This window comes from Oceanicoccus sagamiensis (genome assembly GCF_002117105.1).
Taxonomy (GTDB): domain Bacteria; phylum Pseudomonadota; class Gammaproteobacteria; order Pseudomonadales; family Dasaniaceae; genus Oceanicoccus; species Oceanicoccus sagamiensis.
The window spans coordinates 3007223-3033462 of the sequence record NZ_CP019343.1; the positions used below are offsets into that span (position 1 = coordinate 3007223).

The window sequence follows — 26240 nt, forward strand, 5'->3', positions numbered from 1 at the left end:
TCAATGGAACCGACAACTGGAACATACCATGAAAGCTATCGAACAGATTATGACAAGCAGCCCCGTGATTCCCGTTATTGTGATCGAGGATATCAATGATGCCGTGCCTATGGCCAAGGCTCTGGTCGCTGGTGGGCTAAGCGTTTTAGAGGTGACCTTGCGCACGGACTGTGGTTTACAGGCGATTGCAAATATCAAACAGGAAGTAGCCGGTGCTATTGTGGGTGCCGGAACGGTAATTACCCCGCAAGATGTTGATAAGGCGGTAGCCGCGGGCGCTGAATTTTTGGTCAGCCCGGGCAGTACCCCAACTTTAATCGATGCCGCCTTAAACACGACTATCCCGCTGCTACCCGGCGTGGCCAGCCCCAGTGAAGCGATGTTATTGCTGGAGCAAGGGATATCCCATATGAAATTTTTCCCGGCACAGGCGGCTGGGGGCATACCGATGCTAAAGTCCATTGCTGGCCCACTGCCACAGATTAAGTTTTGCCCCACCGGTGGTGTGTCAGAAAGCAATGCCCCTGACTTTTTGGCCTTGCCCAATGTGCTGTGTGTCGGTGGTACCTGGATGCTGGATGCCGCTTTGGTAGCAGCCAGAGATTGGTCAGCGATTGAAGAGAAAGCACGTAATGCCGCGCAATTAGTATCAGCCTAAAGCCCCGGCTCTTTATAGGCGCAATAGGGGCCCCATTGGCCCTGATTGGTACTTTGCCTGTTATCCCGGTCTTTATTAAAAACCGCTCTTAGTGTAAGGTTAAGCCCGAAAATAATACGAATAATGTAATCATATAAAAATAATACCAAGGATTAAGCATGACTCTGCTTACCATACTGGTGCTTTTATTTGGCACTGGTCTTATTGCTACCGGGCTGTTCTACCACCTTAAACGCCGTACATTAAACTCAGACCCCATACTGATTGCCACCTGCTATGTCTGGGGTGGGGTTAATATTGCTGTCTGTATACTCTAGTTTGCTATTTAGCCTATAAGATTTTTAACTGCTTGATCTCATCTTTGCGGCTGTTTAGTAAGTCTTCGATTTGATCCAGATAATCTGCCTTGTCGCTTAAGGCGCTTAAATCACCCGATAAGTTTTTCTGGATTTGTTGCTTGAGTTTTTGCTTTAGTTCGCCAGATTGAGCGCTGATTTGTTTCTTTAGTCCTGCTGTTAGGGCTTTATCCAAATTAGAGCGCAGTTTGATCGTCGGCGAATTAATATCCCCTTTGGCAATTAACTGAAGGTCAAAGTTATCTACAGAGCCTAAGCTATCGGCGATAACTTGTTGGGTGGTCGTGCTTTGTGGGCTATCCACTAGCAGTTTGGCTTGAGAAAATGTTCCCGTAAAATCCAGTGCTATGGTGTTAGGGCCTAGCTGCGCAGCACCCGTAATATCCGTCTTGGCTTGCCCTAAAGTCAGCCCCATATCCTTGCTGTCAGATAAGGTGACATTGTTCAGTGATAACTGGTCGATTTGCAGGGATAGCTGGTCGTTAAACAGCTCTTGCCGATGGTCAAAGCTGGCATTTAAGCGCAGGCTGGCTTGTTGGCTGTTTTGGCCAGTTAAGGCCAGTGTGGCAGGTGTTGTCCAGTCGCTGGGAGGAAAGGCAAAATCAGCCGCTTTGCCCTCAAAGCTAATGCTGTCGTCGGCAATGCCGGCGATGCCATCCAGAGTGGCCTGTTTCAGCAAGACTTGCGGCAGTGGGTTTTGCTCTTCAAAACGTATCCAGCGGCCTTCGCCTCGCGGTGGTTTGGCTTCGGTTTGACCGGAGCCCATAGCCTGGGTGATTTTTTTAAATATGCCCAAGCCCTGTTGCAGCCACTGGCTGACTTGATTGCCGGTCAGGGCGCTCATAAAGCTGACATCTTGATCGGAGAACCCCACTTTTTTCATCAGCCGGTTTGCTTCCCGGTCGGGCATGGCTTTGGCGTTGTTAATTTCCTGATCTACGGCTTTGCGGTCTTGTTCGAGTTGTTGCTTGAGGGATGTGATCAGGTCGATATCTTTATTAACGTCTTCCTTCAGGCGTGTAAGGCCGGTAACTTTTTCTAAAAAATTTCCGCTTTTCAGTTTTTTAAAGCGAGCTTTATACTCATCGGCTTTATCTTCATCGGGTAGCTGTTGAATATTGCTCTGCCAGCGCTGTTCTATTGCCGTTAGCCGTTGTTGGGTTTGGTCAATTTGGTCCTTAAAGTATTGCTCTTCGTTTTTCAGCAGGCTGTTGATATCTGGCAGAGATGTAGTTGGTATGGCGCCGCCAAGATCAATATCAAAAACGCTATCATCTGCTGTTGCGTTCTTGGCCGCGGCAATAGCCCCTGAGGTTTGGCGGGGGGTATTAAATTGTAAATCCGATAGTGCAGCAGACTCTATAATCAGTTGCCGACGCAGCAACATCAAGCCGTCGAGTTCGGTACTGATATTGCCAGCTTCTACTAAGTTGGACATGGGCTTACCGGCGTCGGTGACTTTAAGTCCTGTTAATTCAAGCCGGGTAGGCCATAAGGTCAGCTTGGCAGTACTTAGCTCAACTCTGGCACCATTGGCTTGAGTGCCAAAGGTTTCAATACTGTTTTTTATTATCCAATCAATACTCAGATACCAGCCGAGTGTAATAATCAGTAATACCGCAATACCCCAAGCACGAATCCAGCGCCCCATCATATTCTCCTAAGCTTGAAGTTGTTGGTAAGCGTTAAAAATTTTGCCACTTTTAAGCCATAGGGCGATCCGGGATTTATTCACCATGGCCAGTAATTTTTCCCGGTATTGAATAATCAATAGTCTCCCGATGATGACAATAAACGGGCTGAGCGCTAACGACAGTAATAAGCTGCCCAGAATCAACGTATTGTTATAGCCCAGTAAGCGCCAGAAGCTGCTTTGGTAGAGTGCTGTCCATAATCCCTGTAACGATGGCGCCTGCAATACCCAGTAGCCCAGGCTTTCACTCAGTGGGTCTACGGCATAGGCGAATAGGGTAAAGACACCCAGGCTTAATAAAAAGGCGGGCAGGTTAACCCGGACTATCAATAGGATAATTAACAGCAAGAGATTATGCGGTGCATTCAGCGGCGTGAGTCCCATAATGGCGGCCAGTGCAATAGCCAGTGAAATTTGGATAGGACTGTCGTCAGAATTAAGTATTTTTAATAGCTTTGCGAGTAGGGTGATCATGACTGCCTCCTTGAATCAGTGCTGACTATAGCTTGTTAAGAGCACAGGTGAAATACATGGCTGGCAGCAATGCTAAAAAAGTGTGGTTGGATCCGTTAATAAGTACATTACTGGAGGTTATGCTTGCGATAAGAATCTATCACTTATCATTATTTCTCTGCCCCCTATTATTTTATCCGTCAATTTTAAGATGATGAGTAAGGGGACGCTATGCTGGGATTGTTTAGCAAAAGACAAAAGCCCAAGAATGCACTTGATGAAGTTATTTTTTCTATGTACGGCAACCCGCCGCCGGAAAAGCGAGCCCATGTTGGCAGGGCGACGGCTTTGGCGCGGGAGTTACTGATGGATATAATTGATGCACGGGATGTACAGCGTCAATCCATCACCCTGAATAAGAGCCCCATCCCTTATTCAACCCATGATCTGGCACTGTCGGTTTCGCTCAGTTTTTTTAAGCGGCCTGAATATATCCCACAGCTGGCTATGGCACAGTTATTTGCCAAAATACAGGTGATGGATTGGCAAAAGTCAGGGTTGGTGGTGCCAGAGTTGGTGCAAAGTTTTAATGCGTTGAATAAACACTACCCAGCGGCTTAATACACTTGCATGCCGCTATTATGAATATGCTGGATAAGCCATTGCTGGTCGGCTTTTACCAGATTGATGGTACCCAATCCAAAGGTCGTTGCTGGCTTGCCCATATGTAGCCCTCCTAGTCTGAATCTAACAATCACCGTGGCAGCGTGTTCGCCGCTGGAAAGATGCACCGGTTCCAGATCAAAGCTAAGTTCACTAAACATGGCGATAACATGGGCAACACCACCGCTGAGGTAGGTCTGTTTGTCCCAGGCATTGCCGCCGGGTTGAATAATCACAAAGTCCTCGGTCAGTACGCTGGCTAATTGCTCGGCATTTTTGGCTTTTAGGGCATCGGTATAAGTGGTTAAGGTATCCAGTATGGATGGTTCGCTGGCTATGAGCGCTGCTTTGCTGATCGGCGCCGGGGTGGCTGCACCACCATGATTAACCTGGGGACGACATTGTGCTCCCAGTTGTTTTAGTAGAGCTGATGGCTGACTGACTTGTTGGCCAGAGCAGGCCGCTTCCATATCAAGCAGAGTAGTGCGGGTATCGGAGTAAGCCGCCAGGCTCACAAATAAACTCATCAATAAGATAAACTGTTGTGGACTGTGTTGCATAGACTTGCCTGATTGACTGTTGTTGGTATGGATATTATCTGCCCTATTGTAAAAGAGCGTCATGGGTTTTGCCATGCTGCGATGGCAGCTCACCGACCGCGATTGTTAGTCTTCGGCGCACTGACAGCTTTGAGGTTTATTCGCTTTTGTTCTGCATAAAGAGCCGGTTCACGGCGATAGCACAGGGTAGGTATATATCCGTACATCATGTCTGCTGAAAGGGACTAAGCTGATAAGGATAACCGTAAAATGAGTGTATATTCGGCGCCATAGAATAATAACAGCCGCCGGGCTTTATCAACGCTGTTAAGGTTTACAACGACAACCATGGACAAAGTGCAACGGGATAACAGCAAGCAATACGCATCACAACCGCTATTGGTGGTTGCGGGTTGTGTCTGTGTCCTGCTCGCCTTTATCGGTGCCTTTTTACCCCTGATGCCAACAACGGTCTTTGTCTTAATAGCAGGCTGGTGCTTTTCACGTTCCTCAGAAAAATTTGACCGCTGGCTAACCCGGCAAGCGGTGTTGGGGCCTATTATTTTGCGCTGGCGCCATCATAAGGGTATCGCCCTGAAAGACCGCAATAGAGCATTGTTGCTGATGTGGGCTAGTATGTTGTTATCGATGTTGATAATCCAAACAGCGGGAGTGATTGGGTTATTACTATTACTTGGCGCAGGGGTGAGTGTCTATTTGTGGCGCTTGCCTATTGTGGCGCCAGATTCGGGTTCGGTCACCGCCAGCCTGTCCAAATATCAACTTTAGGAGCAGACACGATTGAGTATTTCCCCTCTGGAAACCAGGTTTTATAGTCACTGATATGAGCATTTTGGTTGTTGAAGATAGTCTTTCAATTCGTAAGCTATTACTGAGTATTGTCGAAGAAGCCGGTTTTAGCTGTCTGGAGGCTGGCAGTGGTGAGGAAGCGCTGGAACATCTGGCCGATGGCAAGCCCCTGCCACAGTTAGTGATTCTCGATATTGGCCTGCCCGGTATCGACGGGTATGAAACCGGCCGCCAATTAAAGGCGATAGCCGGTGAGCGCCACCTGCCCATTATTTTTCTGACTGGTGCCCGAGATAACGATATCTTAAGTAAGTGTTTAGCCATTGGCGATGATTATATTGCCAAGCCTTTTAGTGTTGAAGTGGTTAGCTCCAAGGTTGAGGCGCACCGCCGTGTGAGCGAAATTTATCAAAAAATGGAACGGCAATACCAGGCTCTGGAGGTACATCAGCAACAGGTTAAGCGTGAGCACGATATTGTTGAAACGATTTTTGCCAACCACTTTGAAAAACATATCGCCAGTATCGAACACTTTCGTTATCACATTTCCCCAACTTCGGTTTTTAATGGCGATGTACTTCTGGCCAGCTATGGCCCTTCGGGCAATCTCTATATTGTGGTGGGGGATGTCACTGGGCATGGCCTGCCAGCGGCCGTAGGGGCGATACCAGTATACCCAACCTTTCGGGCGATGGCCGCCAAGGGATTAAGTGTTGGCCATATCGCCGCAGAAATGAATCGGGCGCTAACGGATCTACTGCCTGACAATATGATGCTGGCCGCCAGTTTGATTGAACTGAATAGTCAGGGTGACCAACTGACAGTATGGTCGGGGGGATGCCGCCGATGATTGTGGCCGACGGCGACGGCAATATAAAACAATTTATTCAAGCCACACATTGCCCGCTGGCGATGTTGGAGCACCATGAGTTTAGTCAGGACGTGATGGTCTATAACGTCGATGTTAATGACAAAGTCTATTTATTTACCGACGGCGTAGAGGAAAGCCGCAACAGCGCCAATGAAATGTTTGGTGAAGCCCGCCTGCATGGTTTATTTGATGGCACAGACGGCAATATGTTTGATCGGATTATTGGCCGCCTGGCGGAGTTTACCGCCGGCCAGGACCAGGACGACGATATTACTCTGGCGGTATTGGACTGTGTGCCTAATGCGGGCCCCAAGGTCAGGGCAAGAGACACCATCAAGGTGCTGCCCTGGTCACTTAATTATGATCTGGGTATTGACGATATCCGGGCTAGTAATCCGGTATCACAAATTGTGCCGCTGCTATCCAATGCGATTGGGTTGGATGTGCATCAGGATTACCTGTCGACGATTTTATCTGAGCTTTATTCCAATGCCCTTGAGCATGGCTTATTAGAACTGGACTCCTCGATGAAACAGACCGAGGACGGCTTTATGGACTATTACAGCCTGCGCTCGCAGCGGCTGGCAGACTTGCAAACAGGCATGATCAATATACAAATTCACTTTAAACATAATGGCAGCTGCTACCAGATAGAGTTGCAGATGAGCGACTCTGGCGCTGGTTTTGATTACCAGAAGGCCAGAGCCGTGGCGGGTGAAAATGATGCATTTGGTCGAGGGATTGGTATTCTGGAGTCACTTTGCGATGATGTTGTCTATAGTAAAGGAGGGAGTTCAGTCACGGTGACCTATGCACTGGAGTGAACTCGGCCCTAGCCAAGTGTTGAGGCGCGGGTAGTGGCATGCTGAACAGATCTAAAATAGCTGTAATTTCAATAGTATGAGGCGGTTAATGAAGGATACTGAGAAAAGTATATCGTCGCTAGCGACGTTGCCGGTATGGGACAAAGAGCGGGCCTTGTCGCGGATGAACGGGCGGATGGATCGCCTGATGATGATGATAGATCTCTTTCCACAGGAAACAGTGGACTATATGACGTCTCTCGAGCAGGCGGTAGGCCAGCGTGATGGCCCGCAAATACGCTCAATGGCCCATGTGTTAAAAGGGGTGGCCGGTTCCCTCAGTGCCAGCCAATTGCAGGCCACGGCTGAGGCAATGGAAGGCGCAGCATCCAGTGATGCTGAGAATATGGCGACCCTGTATGGCCAATTAGACTATGCTTACCGCCAGTTCTGTGAGCGGATTGAGCAAGAAAAAAATACCACCGAAGACGCAGAGCAAGAGAAGGCAGCAACCAGCGCTGCCCCGGTCAACTTATCTCAGGTACTTCCTTTAATGGCTGCGCGCTTAGAAGCGGCAGAGTATATTGACCCTGAGGAGTTAAGCGCGATGCAGGCAGGCCTGAGCAAACCCGATGAATTAGCACTGATGGATCAACTGCGCAAACAACTGATGCAGTTGGATAATCAGGCCGCACTGCAAATAATTAAGCAATGGTTGGCAAGCACTAAAGCCCATTAAACATTAAGCAGGTATACCGTCGTAATGGAATATAGAAAACCTGAAATATTGATTGTTGATGACTCTCCGGCCAATATTCATGTGTTGGCGCAACTGCTGAGCGCTGAATATCAAGTCAAGGTAGCCTCCGACGGTGCCCGCTGTTTAGAGCTTGCCCTGGCTGGGCCTGCCCCTGACCTTATTTTGTTAGACGTTAATATGCCGGAAATTAATGGCTATGAAGTCTGCAAACAATTAAAAGCGAATGAAGCCACCAAAACTATTCCGATTATTTTTATTACCGGCATGACCAGCGCTGAAAATGAGGCTTACGGTTTTGAGTTAGGTGCGGTGGATTATATCTCCAAGCCGTTTCATCCGGCCGTAGTGGAGGCGCGGGTAAAAACCCAAATTACCATAAAACAGCAAGCCGATAAGCTGGAAAGAATGGCGATGCGAGATCAGCTGACCGGGCTTTACAATCGTTATTACCTGATCGATATCGCGTCTAAAAAAATTGCCTCAGCGGTTAATCATCAATCCCCCTTAAGTATTGCGGTGATCGATATTGATAAATTTAAAAGCTTTAACGACCAGTACGGCCATGAATTTGGCGATGAGGTCTTGGTAGAGTTTGCCCAATTACTGGAGTCCCATTGCTGCGCCAACGATGTAGTGTCCCGCTATGGGGGTGAAGAATTTGTCATGCTGATGGAAGGCAGTGATCTGGCCCTGAGTCTGGAAAAGTCTGAGAGTTTGCGCCGTATTGCCTCTGAGCTAAAACCCAAAGGTATTTCGGTGACGGCCAGTTTTGGCGTGACCACACTACGCCCGCAGGATGATTGTTTTGATGACATGTTTAGTCGCGCCGATGCGGCGCTGTTTGCTGCCAAAACTGCCGGTAGAAACTGTGTTCGACAACATCAGTAAATCCATCTTATTGAAGCTATTAATAGTACATACTGCGTCAGCAGTCCTTTGGAAAGTTGTTGCAAGAATTTTTATTAACGGATAAAAGTTGAGCGATAAAATGAGCCAGTTCTCTAGCAAACCATTAAGCCGTCGACGTTTTTTAAATCGCTCTATTAAAGGGGCTGGCCTTGGTGTGGCCGCGGTGAATGCGCCCTATATTATGTCAAAAGAAAAAACCACGCTGCGTATTATGGGTACCCATGTCACCTTGCAGGAAGAAATTCGCCAGCAGGCTATGGCCGACCTCGGTATTAAGCTGGTATTTGAAGCCAGAGGAGAAGCGGAGCTGGTGCAAAAGGCAACCACTCGCCCCGATCAATTTGATCTCTATGAACAGTGGACCGATAGCATTAAAACCCTATGGCAGGCCGATGCCATTCAACCGATAGAAACCAGTCGGCTGCGTTACTGGGATGAGATTAATAATATTTCCAAGCAGGGGCGGATAGTCCCCGAAGCGCCGATTGGTTTAGGTGATGCACCTTATAAGATATTGAATATCCAGGAGGATGGTGGGCTGGGTGCCGAGCATACCGGGAAGATTAGTTTTTTGCCCTATGTGCATAATGTCGATTCATTTGGTTACAACACCGATGTTGTTCCCAAAGGCGTGCCCTACGAAACAGAAAGTTGGGGCTGGTTATTGGATGAGCGCTGGCAGGGCAAGGTGGGAGTGGTTAATGCACCGACCATTGGTATTTTTGATCTTGCACTGGCAGCTGAGGCCAAAGGCTTAATGACCTTTGCCGATATTAGCAATATGACGATTGCCGAATTGGATAAGCTATTTAGTATTTTGATTGATTTTAAAAAGCGCAATCACTTTGCCGGGTTTTGGAATACCGTGCCACAGTCGGTAGATTTTATGACCAGTGGCCGGGTGGTTATCGAAAGCATGTTCTCACCGGGTGTTTCCTCTGCCAATGGCCGTGGCACGCCAGTGACCTATGCCGCCCCCAAAGAAGGTTACCGGGCCTGGCATGGGGTGATGTGTATGTCGCGGGAGTGCAAAGGTGAGGTGCGCGATGCGGCCTATGATTATATGAATTGGTGGCTCAGTGGTTGGCCTGGGGCGTTTATTGCTCGTCAGGGCTATTATATTTCTAATCCTGAGCGCTCGCGGCCCTTATTAAGCCAGCAGGAATGGGATTACTGGTATGACGGCAAACCCGCCGCCACAGAGCTTAGGGGCACCGATGGTAAAGTCTCCGTTGCCAAAGGGGATATTCGCACCGGCGGCTCCTATGTGAATCGCTTTAGCAATGTCGCCGTCTGGAACACCGTAATGGATAACTACGATTATTCATTGCAACGCTGGTATGAGTTTCTTCTTGCATGAATAAGCCTTCTGGTAACGATAGCGACCACTCCTGGACCAACGGCAGTATCAGCCGACATATCATTGTTAGCTTTATGTTGCTGTTAGTTATTAGCCTGGCGGTAATGGCTTACAATATTTTTGGTCTTAATGATATTGGCCAGCGCTTTAATGATTTTAGGCAGGCGAGTAATAAAGCGGATTTAATGTCAAAAATTAATAATGATATTGCTGAGATACAACGCTATATCCTGATTTTTAGTCATACCAATAATACCGCAACCATTGTCGAGATAAAAAACCTCTATGCTGAGGTTCTGAATGATATTAGTGAGCTGGCTGAGGAAGTCCCTCTCGATAATAATTATGAAGCTGAATTGCTGGGGCAAATGCGGCGCAATGCCGATGCCTTTGGCGAAAAAATTGATAGCCTGCAAGAGGAGCGCGATTTCCGCGATCAACTGGTACAGGATAAATTAATTGCCTTATTTGAAGGCCTTGATCAATCCATGGTTAGTCTATTTGCTGAGGCTGTCGTCAAACAAAACGATAATGTGCTGGTGAATTTATTGCAGGCACAGAGAATGATCTCCAATGCCGAAGTTTATAGCTGGCGTTATTTTAGCAACTATAAATCCGGGCTAAGAAAAGAAATTACCGACAATATTGAGCAGGCCTCCCGTATTCTTAAAACCCTGCAGTCACTGCAACAAACCAAACCGATTGCAAGCCAGTTAAGCAGTATTGCCTCGATGATAAAACAAACCGGGGCAACCTTTAGTCAATCTGTTCAGGCGGAAAGAAACTATTTATTTCTGGTTAATGTGGTGGTGGCTGGTGAGTCTTCAGAGCTGCGTACAGTGGCGGCTAAATTAAAAGAAGAATTTCTGGGGCGGCAGCAAGAGCAGTTTTCACTGACTGAATTTCAATTGGGTTTTATTCAGCAAGTCGCTATTGTGGTGGCTTTATTTGCAGCCTGTTTAACGATATTGATCGCCTTCCTTACCGGCAAAGCCATCAGCAAACCACTGGAGTCTATTACTGAAACCTTTGAGCATTTGATCAAGGGGGAAACCATCGATGAAGTGCCGGGAGCCAATCGGCGGGATGAAATTGGGCGGCTGGCTCAGGCTGCTAATGTTTTTCGGGAAACCAATGAAAAAACACGGGTGCTGCTTAGCCAGACCGAACAGTTTGCAGAGGAACTACAGCAGCGTGAGCAAGCGCTGCAAGAGGCGGTTATTACGGCGCAGGAAGCCAGCTTAACCAAAACCCAGTTTTTAGCCAGCATGAGCCACGAAATCCGGACGCCGATGAATGGTGTTATCGGCATGCTGCACCTATTAAGTAAAGAGCAGCTAAACAGCAAACAACAGCACTATACCGAACTGGCAAAGTCCAGTGCCGACTCTCTGTTGGTGCTGATTAATGATATTTTAGATGTCTCTAAAATCGAAGCGGGCAAGCTGGATATCGAAATGATTGATTTTGATTTGCGCAGTTTGTTTAAAGACTTATCCAATGCCATGGCCTACCGTATTCAGGAAAAAGGGCTGGATTTTGTGCTGGATATTGACGCTATTGGCAAGCAAAAAGTACAGGGCGACCCTGGCCGGCTTCGGCAAATTCTGACCAATCTGGTAGCCAATGCCCTTAAATTTACCGAGCAGGGCCAAATTACCGTACGTGCCAGGCTTGATGTTATTGATGTTGATAGCGGCAAGCAGCAATTGCACTGCGATATTATGGATACCGGTATCGGTATTGCCAGCGACAAAGTGGACCAGCTATTTGATACCTTTACTCAGGCGGATTCCACCACCACCCGTAAATACGGTGGCACCGGCTTGGGCTTATCCATTGTCAGACAGCTCTGCCAGTTAATGGGGGGCAGTGTTGAGGTCAGTAGTGAGCTAGGTAAAGGCAGCTGTTTTAGCTTTAATCTGCTATTAGGTGGCAGTGATAGGGTATTGGGGCCTGTGCCCGATATTGATATGGCGCAGTACCCGGTATTGATTGTCGATGATGACGCTACCAATATTGAAGTGCTGTCGGGCATGCTGCAAAAAAAATCGATTGAATTTAGCGTGTGTAACAGCGGCCTTGAGTGTCTTAATTTACTGGAGCGGCGCACTCAAGAGCAGGGTGCTTGCCCTTTTAAAATTGCCATTCTCGATATGCAGATGCCGAATATGGATGGCGCCGAACTGGCCCGGCTTATTCGCAATAATCCAGACTATGATCAGATGAGCCTGGTGATGATGACCTCAATGGGAGCCAGAGGCGATGCGCAATCCTATGCCGATATTGGCTTTGCCGCTTATCTGCATAAACCCGCGGTAGCGCAAGACCTGTATGATGCTATGGCGCTTATCCTGAGCGGGCAGCAAGCCTCTGGTGCCGCAGGTGGTACGCTGTTAACGCGCCACAATCTGGCAGATTTACGAGAAGACACCGAGCACAGCAGCCCAAAGTCTGGCCTGCGTCGAAAACCCAAGCTGCGCTTGTTACTGGTTGAAGATCACCCCATTAACCAGATGGTTGCTCAGGGTATGTTGGAAGACTTGGGCTATTCGGTGGATGTTGCCAATAACGGCCTTGAGGCGATTAAATTATTGCAGGGCTCCAGCGAGCAAGCCTATGCCCTGATTTTAATGGATTGCCAAATGCCAGTGATGGATGGCTATACCACTACCCGTAATATTCGCAAGGGCGATGCCGGTGACTACTACCGAGAGATTAGCATTGTAGCCATGACCGCCAATGCCATGCAGGGCGACCGGGAAGCCTGTCTGGATGCCGGTATGAATGACTATCTGAGCAAGCCAATTGACGAACAGCCCCTGACTGAATGTTTAGAAAAGTGGTTAAGTCAGGCTAACAACGCCGGATAAAACTGGCTGCGCCTTATTACGTACCCTGCGCATCCAGCCAGTCAAAAATATCATCATCAAAATCCATTTTTTTGAGACAAATACCCAGATCATCCTGATCATAATGCCGTTGCAACCACCATTGCTCAGTATGAACATAGTGAAGCCTGCGGCGCTGATGGGTTCTGCGGCAACCGGTTGCGGGCACCTTATTGATATCAATGGCGGTGCGGCGGTCAACGTTCGAGCGCGGGTCGGCCCAGATCGCGGTCGATAGTTCGCTGTGCTGCACGGCCTCATTAGGTGGTTGTTCTGGCTGCCGTTCCAGCGGTGCTTGAGTGATGGCTTTATAAAGCTGCATATAAGACCTCCTATGATTACAATCGTTACTAAGGTCCTTTCAAAAGTTATGCCAGCAAAAAGCGTTAAAATAGGCGCGATAAATCGCAGCTTTTACGTAACAGTGTGACGGCGGGCTGTAACAGTGGGCAGCCCAGTGACAACTTATGGCTACAAAACCAAGGTCGATTTGGCATATAATCCGGCCGCAATAAGAACACCGTTTAAGTTATAGAGGAAAAATCATGAATGAAGCCTGGATTATTGACGCAGCCCGTACCCCCGTGGTGTAGGTAAACAAGGTAAAGGTGCGCTATGGGATGTGCATCCCCAGCGCCTGATGTCGACCGTGCTAAAAGCTCTGGCCGAGCGCAGTAACTTAAACTCGGAAGATATCGACGATGTAATTATCAGCTGTAATTACCAGTACCTGAAACAGGGTCAGTGTATTGCTCGCATGGCAGCACTGGATGCGGGTTACTCAACTAACGCTTCAGGTGTGGCGCTGGATCGTTTCTGCGGCGGTGGTATTACCTCCGTGAATATGGCGGCGGCCAGCATTATGTCCGGTATGGAAGATTTAATCGTTGCCGGTGGTGTCGAGATGATGTCTTACCAGGCCGAGCAGGGTTTATTAGGGCCGCTGGATGGTTGGAACCTGCATCTGCGTGAAATGTACCCGCAGGCCAATGTGGGCATTGCTGCCGATATTATTGCCACCGAAGAGGGTTTTAGCCGTGAAGAGCTGGATGCCTATGCGGCTGAGAGCCAGCGTCGAGCGGGTGCGGCTATTGAGGCTGGGCATTTTAATAACAGCTTAATTCCGGTGTATAAAGACGATGGTAGTTTGGCGCTGGACCGTGAAGAGTATCCTCGCCCGGGGACTACCGCGGAAAAACTGGCAGGCTTATCGCCGGTATTTGAAGGCTTGATGGATATGCCGTATTTTGATTCCGGTATCAGCTACCGTGAGTTGGTGCAAAAACGCTGGCCAGAGCTTGAGATTGACCACCGCCACCATGCGGGCAATGCTTCCGGTGTGGTAGATGGTGCTGGCGCCTTGGTATTGGCTTCACCTGCGTATGCACAAGCCCATGGCTTAAAGCCAAGGGCCAAAGTGCGCGCCATGGCCAATGCCGGTCATAGCCCGGAATATATTTTAAATGCGCCAGTGACTGCCGCAGAAAAAGTGTTGAAAAAGGCCGGTATGTCGATCGACGATATCGATTTATTTGAAGTAAACGAAGCCTTTGCCGTGGTACCGATGAAGTTTATGCGGGACCTGAATGTCAGCCACGATAAGGTCAATGTGAATGGTGGTTCGATTGCCCTGGGTCACCCGATAGGTGCTACCGGTTCGATTTTGATTAGTACCTTACTGGATGAGTTAGAGCGTCAGGATTTAAACACTGGCATGGTCACCATGTGTGCTGCTGGAGGTATGGCCCCGGCGATTATAATTGAGCGGGTCTAAACTCAGCTAAGGTTGCCACTGGAAAGCATCGTTAAGGCTCTCGAAGAGTTCGACTTTCCAGGGCAGCTGGTGGCAGGCATTAATATAATCCTCTGTTAGATGCCGGATAGGGTCGGAGCGGCAGATAAACGCCGAATCAATATGCGGGTTGGTGGCAGCGCTGGCCATCTCCATGGCAGCTAATATTTTTAAATCCGATTGGCACAACTCTGCGGTATCGACCTCCAGGCAATTAATCACCCGTTTGCGGATATCCCCAAAGTGGGCATTCTCCAGCGTTTGCTGATTAACCTCATGCAGGTCTGAAACCGACACATGGCCGGTGAGTTTGATCACCAGGGTATTTTCCAGCCAGGTTATCTCGTAACTCATAGTGCTTTGCCTTTTGGGTGTCCATGCCCAAAAAAAGCAGCGGACCATGTTACGTTCCGTATAAGCGATGGCCCGCTGCGTACCTCGAAAAAGTGGTACAGGTGTGTAAAAGGTTAGGAGAGTCCTTTCCCCCCTAAAACTGTGTGACTAAAACTTGATCTGCATACTGCCTTTGATAGAGCAGGCTCTTGCCCTAAGCTCCGGTGATGCTTTTACCGGGTCTGCTGAGTCAAAGCCATCAAAGTAAATCTGTCTGCGACTAATAATCTCGTTCACTAACGCAGGGGCCAAATGGTCATAAATAAACATTCTTACTTCCGCCTCATTGGCACCTAATGATTCTATATCGCTGCAGAGAACACCTACTTCTATTTCTCCAGCCATTTACTACTCCTTACATCGTCTGACCTTTGTTGGTGGTCCTGTTGTTGTGTTGATGGTGCTATATTGCATCGACTTTGTTACGCAAACATGATTTTTAGGTTCTCTTTTGGTTCTTTTTCTCGTGTGGCTATAGTGAATCTGGTAATCTTTTGATTAATATAAGAAAAGTTGGATGAAAAGCCTGGCTAACAGCTTGGCTTAGAGGCAGTTATAGTGGAAATACCCTCGGTTTTTTGGCTTGCGGATTATAGGGTTCAACCCCTGGAAGGGACCATTACCAGTCCTGATGGCAAAGTCAGCCATGTACAGAAAAAACCCATGGAAGTACTGTTAGTGCTGGTGGAAGGTGCCGGTCAGGTAGTGACGTCCGACCAGATTATTGATCAGGTCTGGGGCAGTGCCTCCGGTGGCGATGAGGGACTAAAGCGCTGTATCCATGCAGTTCGCAAGGCGTTGGGGGACCGCTCCTCTGACCCTCGCCTGATCAGAACCGTTAGAGGACGTGGTTATTCCTGTATACCCGAGCCGGTTTTTGATGAGGATCAACAGCCAGCCATTGCTACGGCTCGCCAGACCGCGGTTACACCCCATCTCGCTGCTCATGCCAATGCCATTCGTCCGGTGACAGCGGTTTCCGTTATCGTGTTTTCCCATGGCAGTGATCAGGGCGGCCCCATTGCATTGTTCGACAGTTATATCAAAGCCCTTGGCCAGTATAATAATGGCTATGCCTATGATGTCGGTGCCTCCTCAACCTTTATTTTTGGCCTGAATAAAACCCAGGAAGATGATCATCTCTCCGCGGTTGAATTTGCGCTGGCTATACAAAAGCTAACGGCTGACTTTGCCGACAGTACTGAAGCAGGCAGCTATGCCAGCAAAATCGGTATCGCCAGTGGCAATGTACAAATCTCCCAATTAGAAAACCTGTCCCAGCCGGTCATTCTTGGCAGCGATACACTGGCCACGGCAACCCGGTTGGCGGAAAGTGCCGGGCCTGGCAAAGTGATAGTCAGTGCCGATACGGTGGCTTTAGGTCTGGGGCAATTCCAGTCCGATGTGGTAACGGCTACCGTGCCGGGGCTTTACGAGCTTAATCACCGTTCACAGAAACTGTCACAGCGCAGCAATAGCACTGAGTTTATCGGCAGAAACCGCGATATCGAAGCGCTGTTAACCTCCTGGAGCCAGGTTTCTCAGGGAGAAGGGCAGGTGTTTTATATCAGCGGCGAGCCGGGCATTGGCAAATCGACCCTGATTGAAAATTTTATCGAGCGGGTAGAGACCCGAAAATTTGCGCAAGTCAGCCGCTACCTGTTTCTTCAGCGAGAATCCCACTCGCCCTTGCAGCCGATTAAAGAGGAAATCTGGCGCAGCTTTGACTTGGCCAACCAGGACAATACCACTGCACAGCAGCGGATGATCGGGTCTCAATTAGAGCAATTAGGTTTTAGCGATCCCTTGGCCTCATCCGTACTGGAAGAGTTTCTTGGTCTGGATAGCGGTAATCATCCCGAGGTAGCTGATATTGCCCCCGGGCCGAGAAAAAATTTATTATTTGAACTGCTGACAAAAATTATTCTGGCCAGCCAATCTCCCACCCAATTAATTATCTGGGATGATTTTCAGTGGGCCGACGTAGCGGCGCAGGAATTAATGGCGCAAATTGTAGCTCAGGGGCCGATTGCCAATACCCTGATTGTAGTGGCCGCCCGCAATACCATGCCTGCACCTGCATGGATCGGGCGCTCCCATATTAATCAGGTGAATTTAAGCGGTTTAAGTAAGGCGGAAGCGTCTGAAATTGTTCGTCAGGTGGATAAAAACCATGTGTTGGATCACTCGGCGATTAACCGGATTATTTCTCATTCCACCGGTAACCCGCTTTTTGTTGAAGAAATAACCCGCTCATTATTAAGCAGTCGTTCGGTGGAGAATGAGCTATCCCATATTCTATCTAATCCGGTCAGGCATATCTTTTTATCCAGAATCGAATCATTGGGTGAAGAAAAGCACAGCTTAAAAGCGGCGGCCATTATCGGTGATTATTTTGATTTAAACCAATTAAGCGCTTTAGTGGATGTAGATATAGCCGCGCTGGAAATTCATCTGTCGTTATTGGTTAATGCGGAATTAATTTACCAAACCAGTAGCTATCCCCTGGCTAAATACCGCTTTAAGCACGGCTTATTGCATGCCGCTACCTATGAATCGATTACTCCGGACCAGCGCCGGCCGATGCATAAAAAACTGGTCGATATCGCCGAGGCGACAGAGGGCTTATATAGCAAAAACTATTTGGCCTTCCATTATCAAGCGGCCTCGGAATATCAAAAGGCGGCGTACTTTTGGTTCTTATCGGCCAATGAAGCAAAAAATAATACACTCTTTGTCGATGCCAGCAGCCATTATCAAAAAGCCTCCGACGCTTTAAAACAGGCACCGTGGTCAGTAGAGCGGGATGAGATGGATTTGCAAATACGGATTGAGTCGGGCCCGATATTAATGGCCATCAAAGGCTATTCCGACGACAGCGTAAAAAATAATTATATTCAGGCAGAAAAACTGGCGGGCAGTCTTGCTGAAAAAGGTTCCGCGGCTATTCCTCAGGCACTGTTTGGTTTATGGAGCTATAAGGTGGTTAAGGGCGAGTTGCATCAAGCCCGGGCTATCGGTGAAAAACTGATTGCCGTTGCCGAAGCCATTGCCAGTGATGACCTGGCGCTGGAGGCCAATGTATTACTCGGTGTGACGGATACTCATCTGGGTTATTACGATGAAGCCAAACAGGCTCTCAAAAAGGCGATGTCGATCTATGACCTGGAAGCCCATGCCGGGCATAAATATATTTTTGGTCAGGATCCGGGTATGGCCTCACATATTTACTATGCCATGGCCTCAGTGTTAACCGGGGATAGTGCAGCCTATAAAGAGTATGTAGCAAAGGGGCTTATTATCGCCCGCCGGGTAGAGCACCCCAATTCCCTGTGTTTTGCCTTGTCGTTCTCCGCCCGTTGCGAGTTGATTGATGGAGACACTAAGGCGGCCATCATGGCGCTGGATGAATTGACCACCCTGTCGCAACATAATGAGTTTCCCCTATGGATAGGCACGGCGGCTTTTCTTCAGGCTTATTCCCAACATCTGGCGGCCACCGAGATTGATAAGAATACGGTTGAGGCGATGTTTGTTGCTTTAAACCAGACTCGGGAGTTGGGCAATAGTTTAGCCTATATTGATTATGCCGCTGCAACTGTTAGCGCATTGCTGGATGTGGAACGGATCGACGATGCGAAGACATTGGCCGCAGTGGTCCGTCGGGAAATTCAACAACGCATGCTGGCAGAGGATGAATACGGCTTTATGCAATTTAAACGGGCCGAGCAACGATTGTCCGAATAACAACAGCCATAGCAAAGGCCATAAAAAAAATAATAGTGGATATTATCTATGAAGCGCGTAGCAATTATCGGTGGGGGAGTGGCTGGCTTATCGGCAGCCCAGGAATTATTAGCCAGAGGGTTTGCGGTTGATATCTATGAGCTTAATGCGCTGCCTGGCGGCAAGGCGCGCAGCTTTGATGTGCCAGAGTCAGCATATGCCACCAGCGATGGCCGTAGTCCCTTACCCGCTGAGCATGGCTTTCGTTTTTTTCCCGGTTTTTATCGGCATTTGGTCGATACTATGCAGGCTATTCCTTTTCCCGGTAAACACTGTGTGGCGGAAAACTTACTGAATGTTGAGCACTTAAATTACGCCCGCTTTGGTAAGGATGTGGCTTCCGTGCCGGTAGGCAGCCCGCGATCACTGGCAGATATTACTAAACTGTTTAAATTATGGCTGGGCAAAACCGGTGTCAACATGCCGTTAAGGGATTTGCTGAGATATAGCGCCAGACTGTTCCGATTATTTAGCAGCTGTGACCAGCGGGTGCAAAATCAGTATGAAGAAATCGCCTGGTGGGAATTTATTCGTGCCAATAAAGGTTCTGAGGCTTACCGTCGCTACTTTGCCAATGGCAGCCGTATTCTGGTGGCGGCGGATCCCAGAAAAGCCTCCACCAAAACCAACGGCATGATTATGGAGCAGTTGCTGATGGATCAGGCCACCGGTGAGGCTGACCGCATTTTATCGGGCCCCACCAATAATGTCTGGTTATTTCCCTGGTTACATTCACTGCTACAAAACCCCAGTGCCGGTTTTACAGCCATGCCCGGGTGGTGGATATCGTCGTAGACAAAGACACGGCCTTGATCGCCTCATTAAGGATTGAACACAAAAGCGAGCAGGAAAAATTTTCTCGCGTCACCGGCTGTGACCTTAAGACAGGCCCCATTGCTGAGGTCGTTGAACTCCCTGAAACACCTACTGCGGATTATTATTTATCGGCAGTGCCAGTTGAAGTGATGGCGGGTTTTGTCGGTGACAATAATAACTGGTCACCTCTGGCGGAGGCCGATGAGGCACTAAAAAAACTGAGTGAATTAAAACAGCATACCCAGTGGATGAATGGTGTGGTGTTTTATTTAAAGGGGGAGCTATCAAAATTATCCGGTCATTCGGTGTTTGTAGATACCCCTTTTGCTTTAAGTTCAATTTATCAGGGACGCTATTGGGATAAACCCTTCGCTCTGGAAAATTATGGCAAAGGCAATGTGACCGCGATTTTATCCACCATTATTTCTAACTGGAAAGATACCGCCGATTGCGACGGGGATGAGGTTTGTCCTATTCCCTATGGCGGCAGGGGGCGGCTCTATCATCAATCGGCGTTGGCGACCATTGCCCATCAAGGGGATTTTGCTGCCGGTAAAGAGCGTTTGATCGCCGAGCTATGGCATGACTTAAAAGACAGCCTCAGTGTCGATGGCGAGCCTCTACTGGATGATGAAAATTTTGAATTTGCCTATATTGATCCGGCCATCCATCAGTCTAAGGGAGAGGTAAACAATTCAGAGCCGCTATTGGTCAACCGCACCAACGGTTGGCGTTTGCGGCCCACCGCCAACACCAATATCGCCAACTTTTTTCTCGCTGGGGACTATGTGCAAACCCATACCGACCTCGCCACTATGGAGGGGGCTTGTGAGGCTGCCAAGCGGGCGGTTAATGGCATTATTGCCAGTGAGGGTTTGGCGGACAAACCCTGTGAAATTTACCCCCTGCGGCGTATCCGTTGGTTTGCCCCGCTAAGGTATATCGATAGCCTGTTCTATCGTTGGTTTGCTTAAGGCGGACCAGAGGGTTTAATAGGGCCAATTCTGGTGTCGATATTTCTTGCGAGGGTGATATAGGTGGCGGCGCTGGGTTTTTCTCGTCGTCGACAACGCTAGTTTTTTATTCGGTGTTATCAAGGCTTGCTTAATGCGGCAATACTGTTCACTTAATGGTACTTGCCAGTCCTTTTGCGGCGCCATCGTAGGGTGGATTATAATCCACCGCTTTTGACCTCTCAGAGTAAGTTTTGGTGGATTATAATTCACCCTACGAGAGGGGCGGTTTATGGGGGAATATGCTTAAGTCAGAGACATGGAAAAACTCTGCTGGATTGAGCAGAGATTGTCTCAACCTCAAATACTTCAGTGAACAGCATTACGCTGAATGCGGGCCTTTTTTTACTGGCTAAAAGCGCTTTAGTCCTTAGAGCGCTTTATTATCACTTGCTTAAAACTTCATGCTAAAGGTCGCACCATACTGGCGTGGAGCATTCAGGTAAGCATTGTTGGAGCCTTCCTGGAACGCGGAGTTAAAGTAAATCGTCCGGTAGTCCTGGTTATCACAGTTTTTGCACCATAGCGTCACCGCCCAGCTATCCGCTTGATCTTGCAGCGATATACTGAGGTCACTGATTAAATACTCATCCTGCTTTTCTTCGCCCACCACATCGGCACCGACATAGTGGTCACCCGTATAGGATAGCGAGGCGCGGGCTTTTATCTTCAGGTTAGCACTCAGCTGCTGATTAAAATTAATGCCTAATACAGACGCCCAGTCAGGCGCGCGGGGAGTGTCCCGGTCCAGCAAATAATCCAGCTGCGGGTTATCCAGGCTTTCAAAGGTTGCCTCCAGATAAGTGACCGCAAAATCCATAGTCCACTGCTCGGTAAATAGCAGGGTGTTTTCTAACTCCACACCCTGGGTTCTAGCTTTACCGGTATTTTCTGTGCGGAAATTCAGGCCATCAAAAAAGTTAACTTGCAGGTCACTAAACTCGGTATAAAACAGCGCGATATTACTGCTGGCCCGGCCTTGCCAGTACTGTGACTTCAGGCCAATTTCATAGCTGTCTGCATATTCCGGGTCATAGTGGGTGGTGTCGGTTAATACTGCTTCGCGAAATAAGTTAATGCCACCAGCCTTAAAGCCACGGCTATAGCTGGTATAGGCCATGATGTCATCGCTAAGCCGGTAATTTAATGCCAGTGAGCCGGTCACCTCTTCATCTTTAATCGACTTATCAAAGGGCGGGCTATATTCGACGCCAATAATATCCAGACCGTTGCGGGGTGTGCCGTCATTGGGAAAGCCGCCAATCGCTGTTAATAAAGGGGAGATAGGTGAGTCGTACCAGTAGCGAATATCAACGCTGCCGGATTTATCTTCAACGCTATAACGCAGGCCACCAACGAGTTGAAGCTCGGTGTTTATATCCCAGCTCAGATGGCTATAGAGCGCATAGCTATCACTGTCTTGCTGGTATTTTTCTTGCGTGATACTGCCATTGGGTAGCAGTGCACCAATGCCGGTGGGTACTACACAGCCACTGGTTTCAATCGGCGGCAGGCAGGGGGCGGGGGTGAACGTCGGATTTAGCAGGCTGATTAAAAAATTATCGGCATCGCCAGCGCCTTCGAGGTTGCGACCGCCACTATAGTCTTCCGTGGCCAGGTACAGCCCGGTTAATAATTGCAGTTGATCATCCGGCTGCCATAGCAGGGTGAACTCCTGAGACAGGGTATCGATATCGGAGTGATCAAATAGCCTGAATAAATCCGCCGGTACATAGTCGGTATCGGCGTCGGTCTGCTGGTTTTCCCATTGCCGTAATGCGGTAGTGGAACTTAGCGTCCAATCTCCCTCGGTCCATATCGCTTTAAGTTGAATACCGCTATCTTCTATCTCTTCATTAGGACTGGTATTTAAGCTGGTTCTGCGCTTTTTCTCTTGAATGGGGCGGGCTCAAAGGTTAAACCACGCAGGCCAGCATACAGTGCCACTAGCGGTGCTGTTGGGCCATTGACGACCTGCGCCGAGCCCCAGCAGCAGTTAGCATCAGATTTGCTGTAATCCGCCAATAGATGAATTTCCAATTGATCGGAGGGTCGATATAACCACTGTGGTTTGACCGTATAGCGATCAATTTCGTTATAGCGATCATTATTATCGGCACTGGAGAAAAACCCATCCCGTTCATGGCTGGATAAGGCCAGACGAAAGGCGGAGTGATCTGCAACCGGGATATTAATAATGCTCTTTAATAGCAGTAAATCGTAGTTACCAATATCCGCCTCTAACTCGACACTTTGCTGATCCAGTTGCGGTTTATTACTGCGAACATTAATCGCCCCGGCGGAGGTGTTTTTACCAAACAGAGTGCTTTGCGGCCCCCGTAGAATTTCCAGTTGTTCGATATCCAATAAATCATTGAGCACCATGCCTGATCGTGAGCGATAGACATCATCAATAAAGACACCGACTGCGCCTTCAAAGGTTCGGCCATTGCCAAAAGTGCCAATACCGCGGATTTTCATACTGGCGTTTTGAAAACCCTGAGCGGTATCAAAGGAGAAAGAGGGCGACAGCGTCGTTAAATCGCGAATTTCAAAAATTTTCGATTGCGCCAATTGCTCACCACTGAGGGCGGTAACGGCAATGGGTATATCGGCGAGGGATTGCTGCCGTTTTTGCGCATAGACATTTACTTCTTCAATAACCGCCGGTTCGGCGAAGGTGTTGGGTGAGGTGGATAAATTGATGGCCAAAGTGAGCGTGCCCAGTGTTGATAGCAGTGGGCGAAGTTTTTTACAGCGCAGCATAAAGTTGTGTCCAGATAGGGATATAACGATAAATAATTAGTATTTTTATAAGGCTTATCATGCCGTCGATTGCCGCTAATGTATAGGCTATTGGTGGGGCATTAGCGGATCTTTTTAGGAAAATAATAGCTCGTTGGCTGTGGCGATATTTATTCGGCGCAATAAATAAGTATTGCGTCAAATATTAAATTACACGTTAACTTTTTAGGTGACCACATCAATGGCTTTGGCCAGCCAGCGAAAATAACTACTGGGGAAAAGTCGCTGCAACCAGGCCATCATACGGGCATCCTTACCAACCAGTATCAGCAATTTATTCTTTACCACGCCTTTTAAAATGGCCTCTGCGGCTTGATCGGGGCTTAGCTCGGCAATTTGATCAAAGGTATCAATTAAAGACTGGTTAGAGGGCGCGTCTTTTTTTCTGGGTTGATAGCGGGAGTTTCTGACAATATTGGTTTTAACGCCACCGGGACATACACAACTAACCCGGATACCGTCCTCAGCCAGCTCCTGATGCAGAGACTCGGTAAAGCCCCTTACGGCAAACTTTGAGGCGTTATAGGACGATTGCGTAGGGAATGCCAGCATAGAAAAAATGCTGGCAACATTAATAATATGGGCCTGCTCTGCCTGACGAAGATAGGGCAGAAAGGCTTTAACGCCATTAACCACGCCCCAAAAATTAATATTCATTATCCATTCAAAATCTTCGTAGCTGATAGTCTCTGCCAGATCATTGACCGAGACCCCTGCATTATTAAATAAATAATCAATTGAGCTATGGTGTTGTGCGATCTCGGCGGCCATATCAGTGACGGCCTGCCGTGACGAAACATCAACGCTATGGCAGGTGATATGACAGTCATAACGGCTTAGTTTTTCTGTTAGTTGCTCTAAGCCTTTGGCATCGATATCGGCCAAAGCGAGGTTGGCACCCCGGCTGGCAAGCTGTGTGGCCAGGGCGGCACCAATACCTGAAGCGGCACCGGTGATAACAGCGGTCTTTTGGTGAAAATCAGCCATCACTTAAGAGTCCGTTTTTTCTGGCATATTCTGCCAGTTCGACCGCCGACCTAACGCCTAACTTTTTAAAAATATTACTGCGGTGGTTGTCGACAGTTTTGGGCGAGATAAATAAGGTGCTGGAAATATCGCTATTACTGGCGCCTTTGACCACCAGATTCATAATTTCCAATTCCCTTGAGGTTAGAATTTCGTCAACGCGGTCGATTTGTTCCCGGACAATATCGGATAATACCGTTTGCCCCTGACTGACTTTAGTCAAGCCGTTAAGAATATCGTCCATCGACCCTTCTTTTAGCAAGACGCCATCGACAGGGATATCTAACAGTTGCTTATAGAGTGTGCCGGAAACCACGCCGGTTAAAATAATAAATTTCAAGTCGGGCTTATCGTCTTTTAAACGGGCTAAAACCTCCAGCATATTGCCGCTGGGCATATTGTAATCACTGACCACAATGTCGGGCTGGTGTTCTTTAACCTGTTGCTCCAGCATGGCGGTATTACTGGCTTCGGCAACGATGTGATAGCCGGTTGCAGCTTCCAGTGTCAGTCTAAGGCCATCCCTTAGCAATTGATGGTCATCGGCGATAATAAGCCGTGTCTCGCTAGCCATAGCGGTTCCCGTTGTAATCATTATTAAATCGGTAAAACGAGCAATATCCTAATCAATTAGAACGAAGAATCATAGAGCTATTGTGTTAGAGATTTTTTTAATTGCTTTTTAGCATTCATAACCCGGGTTTTAACCGTGCCAACGGGGATCGATAGAATCTCAGCGACTTGTGTGTAGTGGAGTTCCTGGTAAAAGCTCAGGTAGATAACTTCACGGTAGATGGCGGGCAGGGCATTAATTTGCTGGCGAATATAATTGTCACTTTGCTCGCAGCTCATGGTGGTCAGTACATGGTTCTGTTCTGCCGCGATAATATCCAGATCAACACTATCATTATTATCATGGCGTGATTTTTTACGCACCAGATCTACCGCCTTGTGATGGGTAATGCTGAGCAGCCAGGTGCTTACTTTTGAGCGGCCCTGAAAGGCGGTGGGTTTTTTCCAAACTTGTAGCATCACTTCGTTCAGCACCTCAGCGGCATCGTCAGGGTTTTTTAATGTCTTATGAGCAAATTGAAATACCTGATCACCATACTGGTGATAGAAGCTTTCCATGGCGGTTTGATTGCCATTGGCAATGGCCTCGAGTAGACACTGGTCGGTATCTGTTATGCTGCCCTGATTAACGGTGGGCACTACAGCGGCTGATTCTGATTCGTTGTTATAGGCAGCTTGTAACATAATGACAATCCTTTAAATATTCACAGTGGGTTGTTGTGCTTGGTGTTGCTGGGTATTGGTTTTGCTAATGGGCAGTTGCCCCAGAACGTGCAGTAACTGGTCGCCGGCGTTGTCTTTGTCGATAACCACGGCAACAGGGGCAGGGAAGCGCTGCCTTAATGATTTGGCGTTTAAGCTTTCGGTAAACAGCACGAGCTCCAATTTGGGTTGCAGCTCTGCGGCACGGGCAATCATTGTTGCCAGGTCCTTGCAGGGAAAGCCGCTGTCGCACAGTAAAATATCAGCGGGGTGGTCGAGCAGGATGTTGAGTAATTGCCATTCATCAGTGGGTTCGGCAATCACCTGATAGCCGCCAGCCGTTTGCAGCAACATCCGCAGACTTTCCCGCAGTAGATAGTGTTCGTTGGCAATAATGACGCGCATCCCTTAGGCCCTTTGCTGTAGTTGCTGGTGTTGTATCGTTGGGTCTAATTAAAGGCGCAGGGAGGCTAAAACGTAATAGGGCGTAGCCCTCATTTTGCGGGCAAAGTGAGAACAAAAAGGGGTGTCTATAGGGGCTATACCCTATAAATATGGACTAAATAGA

Annotated in this window: 24 protein-coding genes and 2 pseudogenes; 14 read left to right on the forward strand and 12 right to left on the reverse strand. The window is 48.3% G+C overall.

Annotation, left to right across the window (positions count from 1 at the left end; all coding sequences use genetic code 11):
• Positions 1–28 precede the first annotated feature (28 nt).
• Complete coding sequence (locus BST96_RS13855; RefSeq protein ID WP_085759277.1) at positions 29–658, forward strand: bifunctional 4-hydroxy-2-oxoglutarate aldolase/2-dehydro-3-deoxy-phosphogluconate aldolase; 630 nt, start codon at positions 29–31, stop codon at positions 656–658.
• Between the two features lie 158 nt (positions 659–816).
• Positions 817–975, forward strand: coding sequence for a hypothetical protein (locus BST96_RS20480; protein WP_157117958.1), 159 nt, complete (start codon positions 817–819; stop codon positions 973–975).
• A 13-nt stretch (positions 976–988) separates the two neighbouring features.
• Here BST96_RS20480 and BST96_RS13860 read toward each other — a convergent pair whose 3' ends face one another.
• Both BST96_RS13860 and BST96_RS13865 read right to left on the reverse strand, forming a co-directional pair.
• A complete protein-coding gene (locus tag BST96_RS13860) occupies positions 989–2665 on the reverse strand; it encodes a TIGR03545 family protein (protein WP_206045342.1) in 1677 nt (558 codons plus the stop codon).
• A 9-nt stretch (positions 2666–2674) separates the two neighbouring features.
• On the reverse strand, positions 2675–3181 hold the full coding sequence (locus tag BST96_RS13865; protein WP_085759279.1) for a TIGR03546 family protein: 507 nt from the start codon (positions 3179–3181) through the stop codon (positions 2675–2677).
• Positions 3182–3391: 210 nt separating this feature from the next.
• On the opposite strand from BST96_RS13865, the gene BST96_RS13870 reads away from it, so the two are divergent.
• The gene (locus BST96_RS13870) at positions 3392–3781 is read left to right on the forward strand and encodes a hypothetical protein (protein WP_085759280.1); all 390 of its coding nucleotides are present in this window, start codon (positions 3392–3394) and stop codon (positions 3779–3781) included.
• On the opposite strand, the gene BST96_RS13875 is transcribed toward BST96_RS13870, so the two are convergent.
• Positions 3778–4383: a YybH family protein gene (locus BST96_RS13875; protein ID WP_169713998.1), complete on the reverse strand. Its 606-nt coding sequence runs from the start codon at positions 4381–4383 to the stop codon at positions 3778–3780. The two genes, BST96_RS13870 and BST96_RS13875, sit on opposite strands and share 4 nt — an antisense overlap.
• A gap of 327 nt (positions 4384–4710) precedes the next feature.
• Between BST96_RS13875 and BST96_RS13880 the strand changes: the two genes are divergently transcribed.
• The 7 genes and pseudogenes from BST96_RS13880 to BST96_RS13910 all read left to right on the forward strand — a co-directional run bounded on the left by BST96_RS13880 (position 4711) and on the right by BST96_RS13910 (position 12748).
• On the forward strand, positions 4711–5151 hold the full coding sequence (locus BST96_RS13880) for a YbaN family protein (RefSeq protein ID WP_085759282.1): 441 nt from the start codon (positions 4711–4713) through the stop codon (positions 5149–5151).
• A 55-nt stretch (positions 5152–5206) separates the two neighbouring features.
• Positions 5207–5536, forward strand: a pseudogene (locus BST96_RS21395) (response regulator); the annotation flags it as partial.
• A gap of 30 nt (positions 5537–5566) precedes the next feature.
• Positions 5567–6867: pseudogene (locus BST96_RS21400) on the forward strand (ATP-binding SpoIIE family protein phosphatase).
• A gap of 88 nt (positions 6868–6955) precedes the next feature.
• On the forward strand, positions 6956–7585 hold the full coding sequence (locus BST96_RS13895) for an Hpt domain-containing protein (RefSeq protein WP_169714000.1): 630 nt from the start codon (positions 6956–6958) through the stop codon (positions 7583–7585).
• 24 nt (positions 7586–7609) lie between these two features.
• Positions 7610–8494 carry a diguanylate cyclase gene (locus BST96_RS13900; protein WP_085759286.1) on the forward strand — a complete coding sequence of 295 codons (885 nt, stop codon included), beginning with the start codon at positions 7610–7612 and terminating at the stop codon, positions 8492–8494.
• A gap of 100 nt (positions 8495–8594) precedes the next feature.
• Positions 8595–9875, forward strand: a complete 1281-nt coding sequence (locus tag BST96_RS13905; RefSeq protein WP_085759287.1) for an ABC transporter substrate-binding protein — start codon at positions 8595–8597, stop codon at positions 9873–9875.
• Entirely contained in the window at positions 9872–12748 is a 2877-nt protein-coding gene (locus BST96_RS13910; RefSeq protein ID WP_085759288.1) for a hybrid sensor histidine kinase/response regulator, read from the forward strand. The genes BST96_RS13905 and BST96_RS13910 overlap by 4 nt, the downstream gene beginning before the upstream one ends.
• 16 nt (positions 12749–12764) lie before the next feature.
• Here BST96_RS13910 and BST96_RS13915 read toward each other — a convergent pair whose 3' ends face one another.
• Positions 12765–13088: a hypothetical protein gene (locus BST96_RS13915; RefSeq protein WP_085759289.1), complete on the reverse strand. Its 324-nt coding sequence runs from the start codon at positions 13086–13088 to the stop codon at positions 12765–12767.
• Between the two features lie 300 nt (positions 13089–13388).
• Between BST96_RS13915 and BST96_RS13920 the strand changes: the two genes are divergently transcribed.
• Positions 13389–14540 carry an acetyl-CoA C-acetyltransferase gene (locus BST96_RS13920; protein ID WP_338043281.1) on the forward strand — a complete coding sequence of 384 codons (1152 nt, stop codon included), beginning with the start codon at positions 13389–13391 and terminating at the stop codon, positions 14538–14540.
• A gap of 6 nt (positions 14541–14546) precedes the next feature.
• Here BST96_RS13920 and BST96_RS13925 read toward each other — a convergent pair whose 3' ends face one another.
• Both BST96_RS13925 and BST96_RS13930 read right to left on the reverse strand, forming a co-directional pair.
• Complete coding sequence (locus BST96_RS13925) at positions 14547–14912, reverse strand: hypothetical protein (RefSeq protein WP_085759290.1); 366 nt, start codon at positions 14910–14912, stop codon at positions 14547–14549.
• Between the two features lie 147 nt (positions 14913–15059).
• Positions 15060–15296, reverse strand: coding sequence for a hypothetical protein (locus BST96_RS13930; RefSeq protein WP_085759291.1), 237 nt, complete (start codon positions 15294–15296; stop codon positions 15060–15062).
• Positions 15297–15509: 213 nt separating this feature from the next.
• Between BST96_RS13930 and BST96_RS13935 the strand changes: the two genes are divergently transcribed.
• The 3 genes from BST96_RS13935 to BST96_RS13945 are packed head-to-tail and all read left to right on the forward strand — an operon-like array spanning position 15510 to position 20527.
• The gene (locus BST96_RS13935; protein ID WP_085759292.1) at positions 15510–18698 is read left to right on the forward strand and encodes an AAA family ATPase; all 3189 of its coding nucleotides are present in this window, start codon (positions 15510–15512) and stop codon (positions 18696–18698) included.
• A gap of 48 nt (positions 18699–18746) precedes the next feature.
• Positions 18747–19532 carry an NAD(P)-binding protein gene (locus BST96_RS13940; RefSeq protein WP_085759293.1) on the forward strand — a complete coding sequence of 262 codons (786 nt, stop codon included), beginning with the start codon at positions 18747–18749 and terminating at the stop codon, positions 19530–19532.
• A complete protein-coding gene (locus BST96_RS13945; RefSeq protein ID WP_157117959.1) occupies positions 19517–20527 on the forward strand; it encodes an FAD-dependent oxidoreductase in 1011 nt (336 codons plus the stop codon). Before BST96_RS13940 ends, BST96_RS13945 begins: the two co-directional genes overlap by 16 nt.
• Positions 20528–20960: 433 nt before the next feature.
• Here the strand turns inward: BST96_RS13945 and BST96_RS13950 are convergent, their stop codons facing one another.
• The 6 genes from BST96_RS13950 to BST96_RS13975 all read right to left on the reverse strand — a co-directional run bounded on the left by BST96_RS13950 (position 20961) and on the right by BST96_RS13975 (position 26077).
• Positions 20961–22466, reverse strand: coding sequence for a TonB-dependent receptor domain-containing protein (locus tag BST96_RS13950; RefSeq protein ID WP_085759295.1), 1506 nt, complete (start codon positions 22464–22466; stop codon positions 20961–20963).
• On the reverse strand, positions 22436–23332 hold the full coding sequence (locus tag BST96_RS13955; RefSeq protein WP_085759296.1) for a TonB-dependent receptor: 897 nt from the start codon (positions 23330–23332) through the stop codon (positions 22436–22438). The genes BST96_RS13950 and BST96_RS13955 overlap by 31 nt, the downstream gene beginning before the upstream one ends.
• Before the next feature lie 204 nt (positions 23333–23536).
• The gene (locus BST96_RS13960) at positions 23537–24358 is read right to left on the reverse strand and encodes an SDR family NAD(P)-dependent oxidoreductase (protein ID WP_085759297.1); all 822 of its coding nucleotides are present in this window, start codon (positions 24356–24358) and stop codon (positions 23537–23539) included.
• The gene (locus BST96_RS13965; RefSeq protein ID WP_169714001.1) at positions 24351–24971 is read right to left on the reverse strand and encodes a response regulator transcription factor; all 621 of its coding nucleotides are present in this window, start codon (positions 24969–24971) and stop codon (positions 24351–24353) included. The genes BST96_RS13960 and BST96_RS13965 overlap by 8 nt, the downstream gene beginning before the upstream one ends.
• A 77-nt stretch (positions 24972–25048) precedes the next feature.
• Positions 25049–25654: an RNA polymerase sigma factor gene (locus BST96_RS13970; protein ID WP_085759299.1), complete on the reverse strand. Its 606-nt coding sequence runs from the start codon at positions 25652–25654 to the stop codon at positions 25049–25051.
• A gap of 12 nt (positions 25655–25666) precedes the next feature.
• Positions 25667–26077 carry a response regulator gene (locus BST96_RS13975; protein WP_085759300.1) on the reverse strand — a complete coding sequence of 137 codons (411 nt, stop codon included), beginning with the start codon at positions 26075–26077 and terminating at the stop codon, positions 25667–25669.
• Positions 26078–26240: the final 163 nt, after the last annotated feature.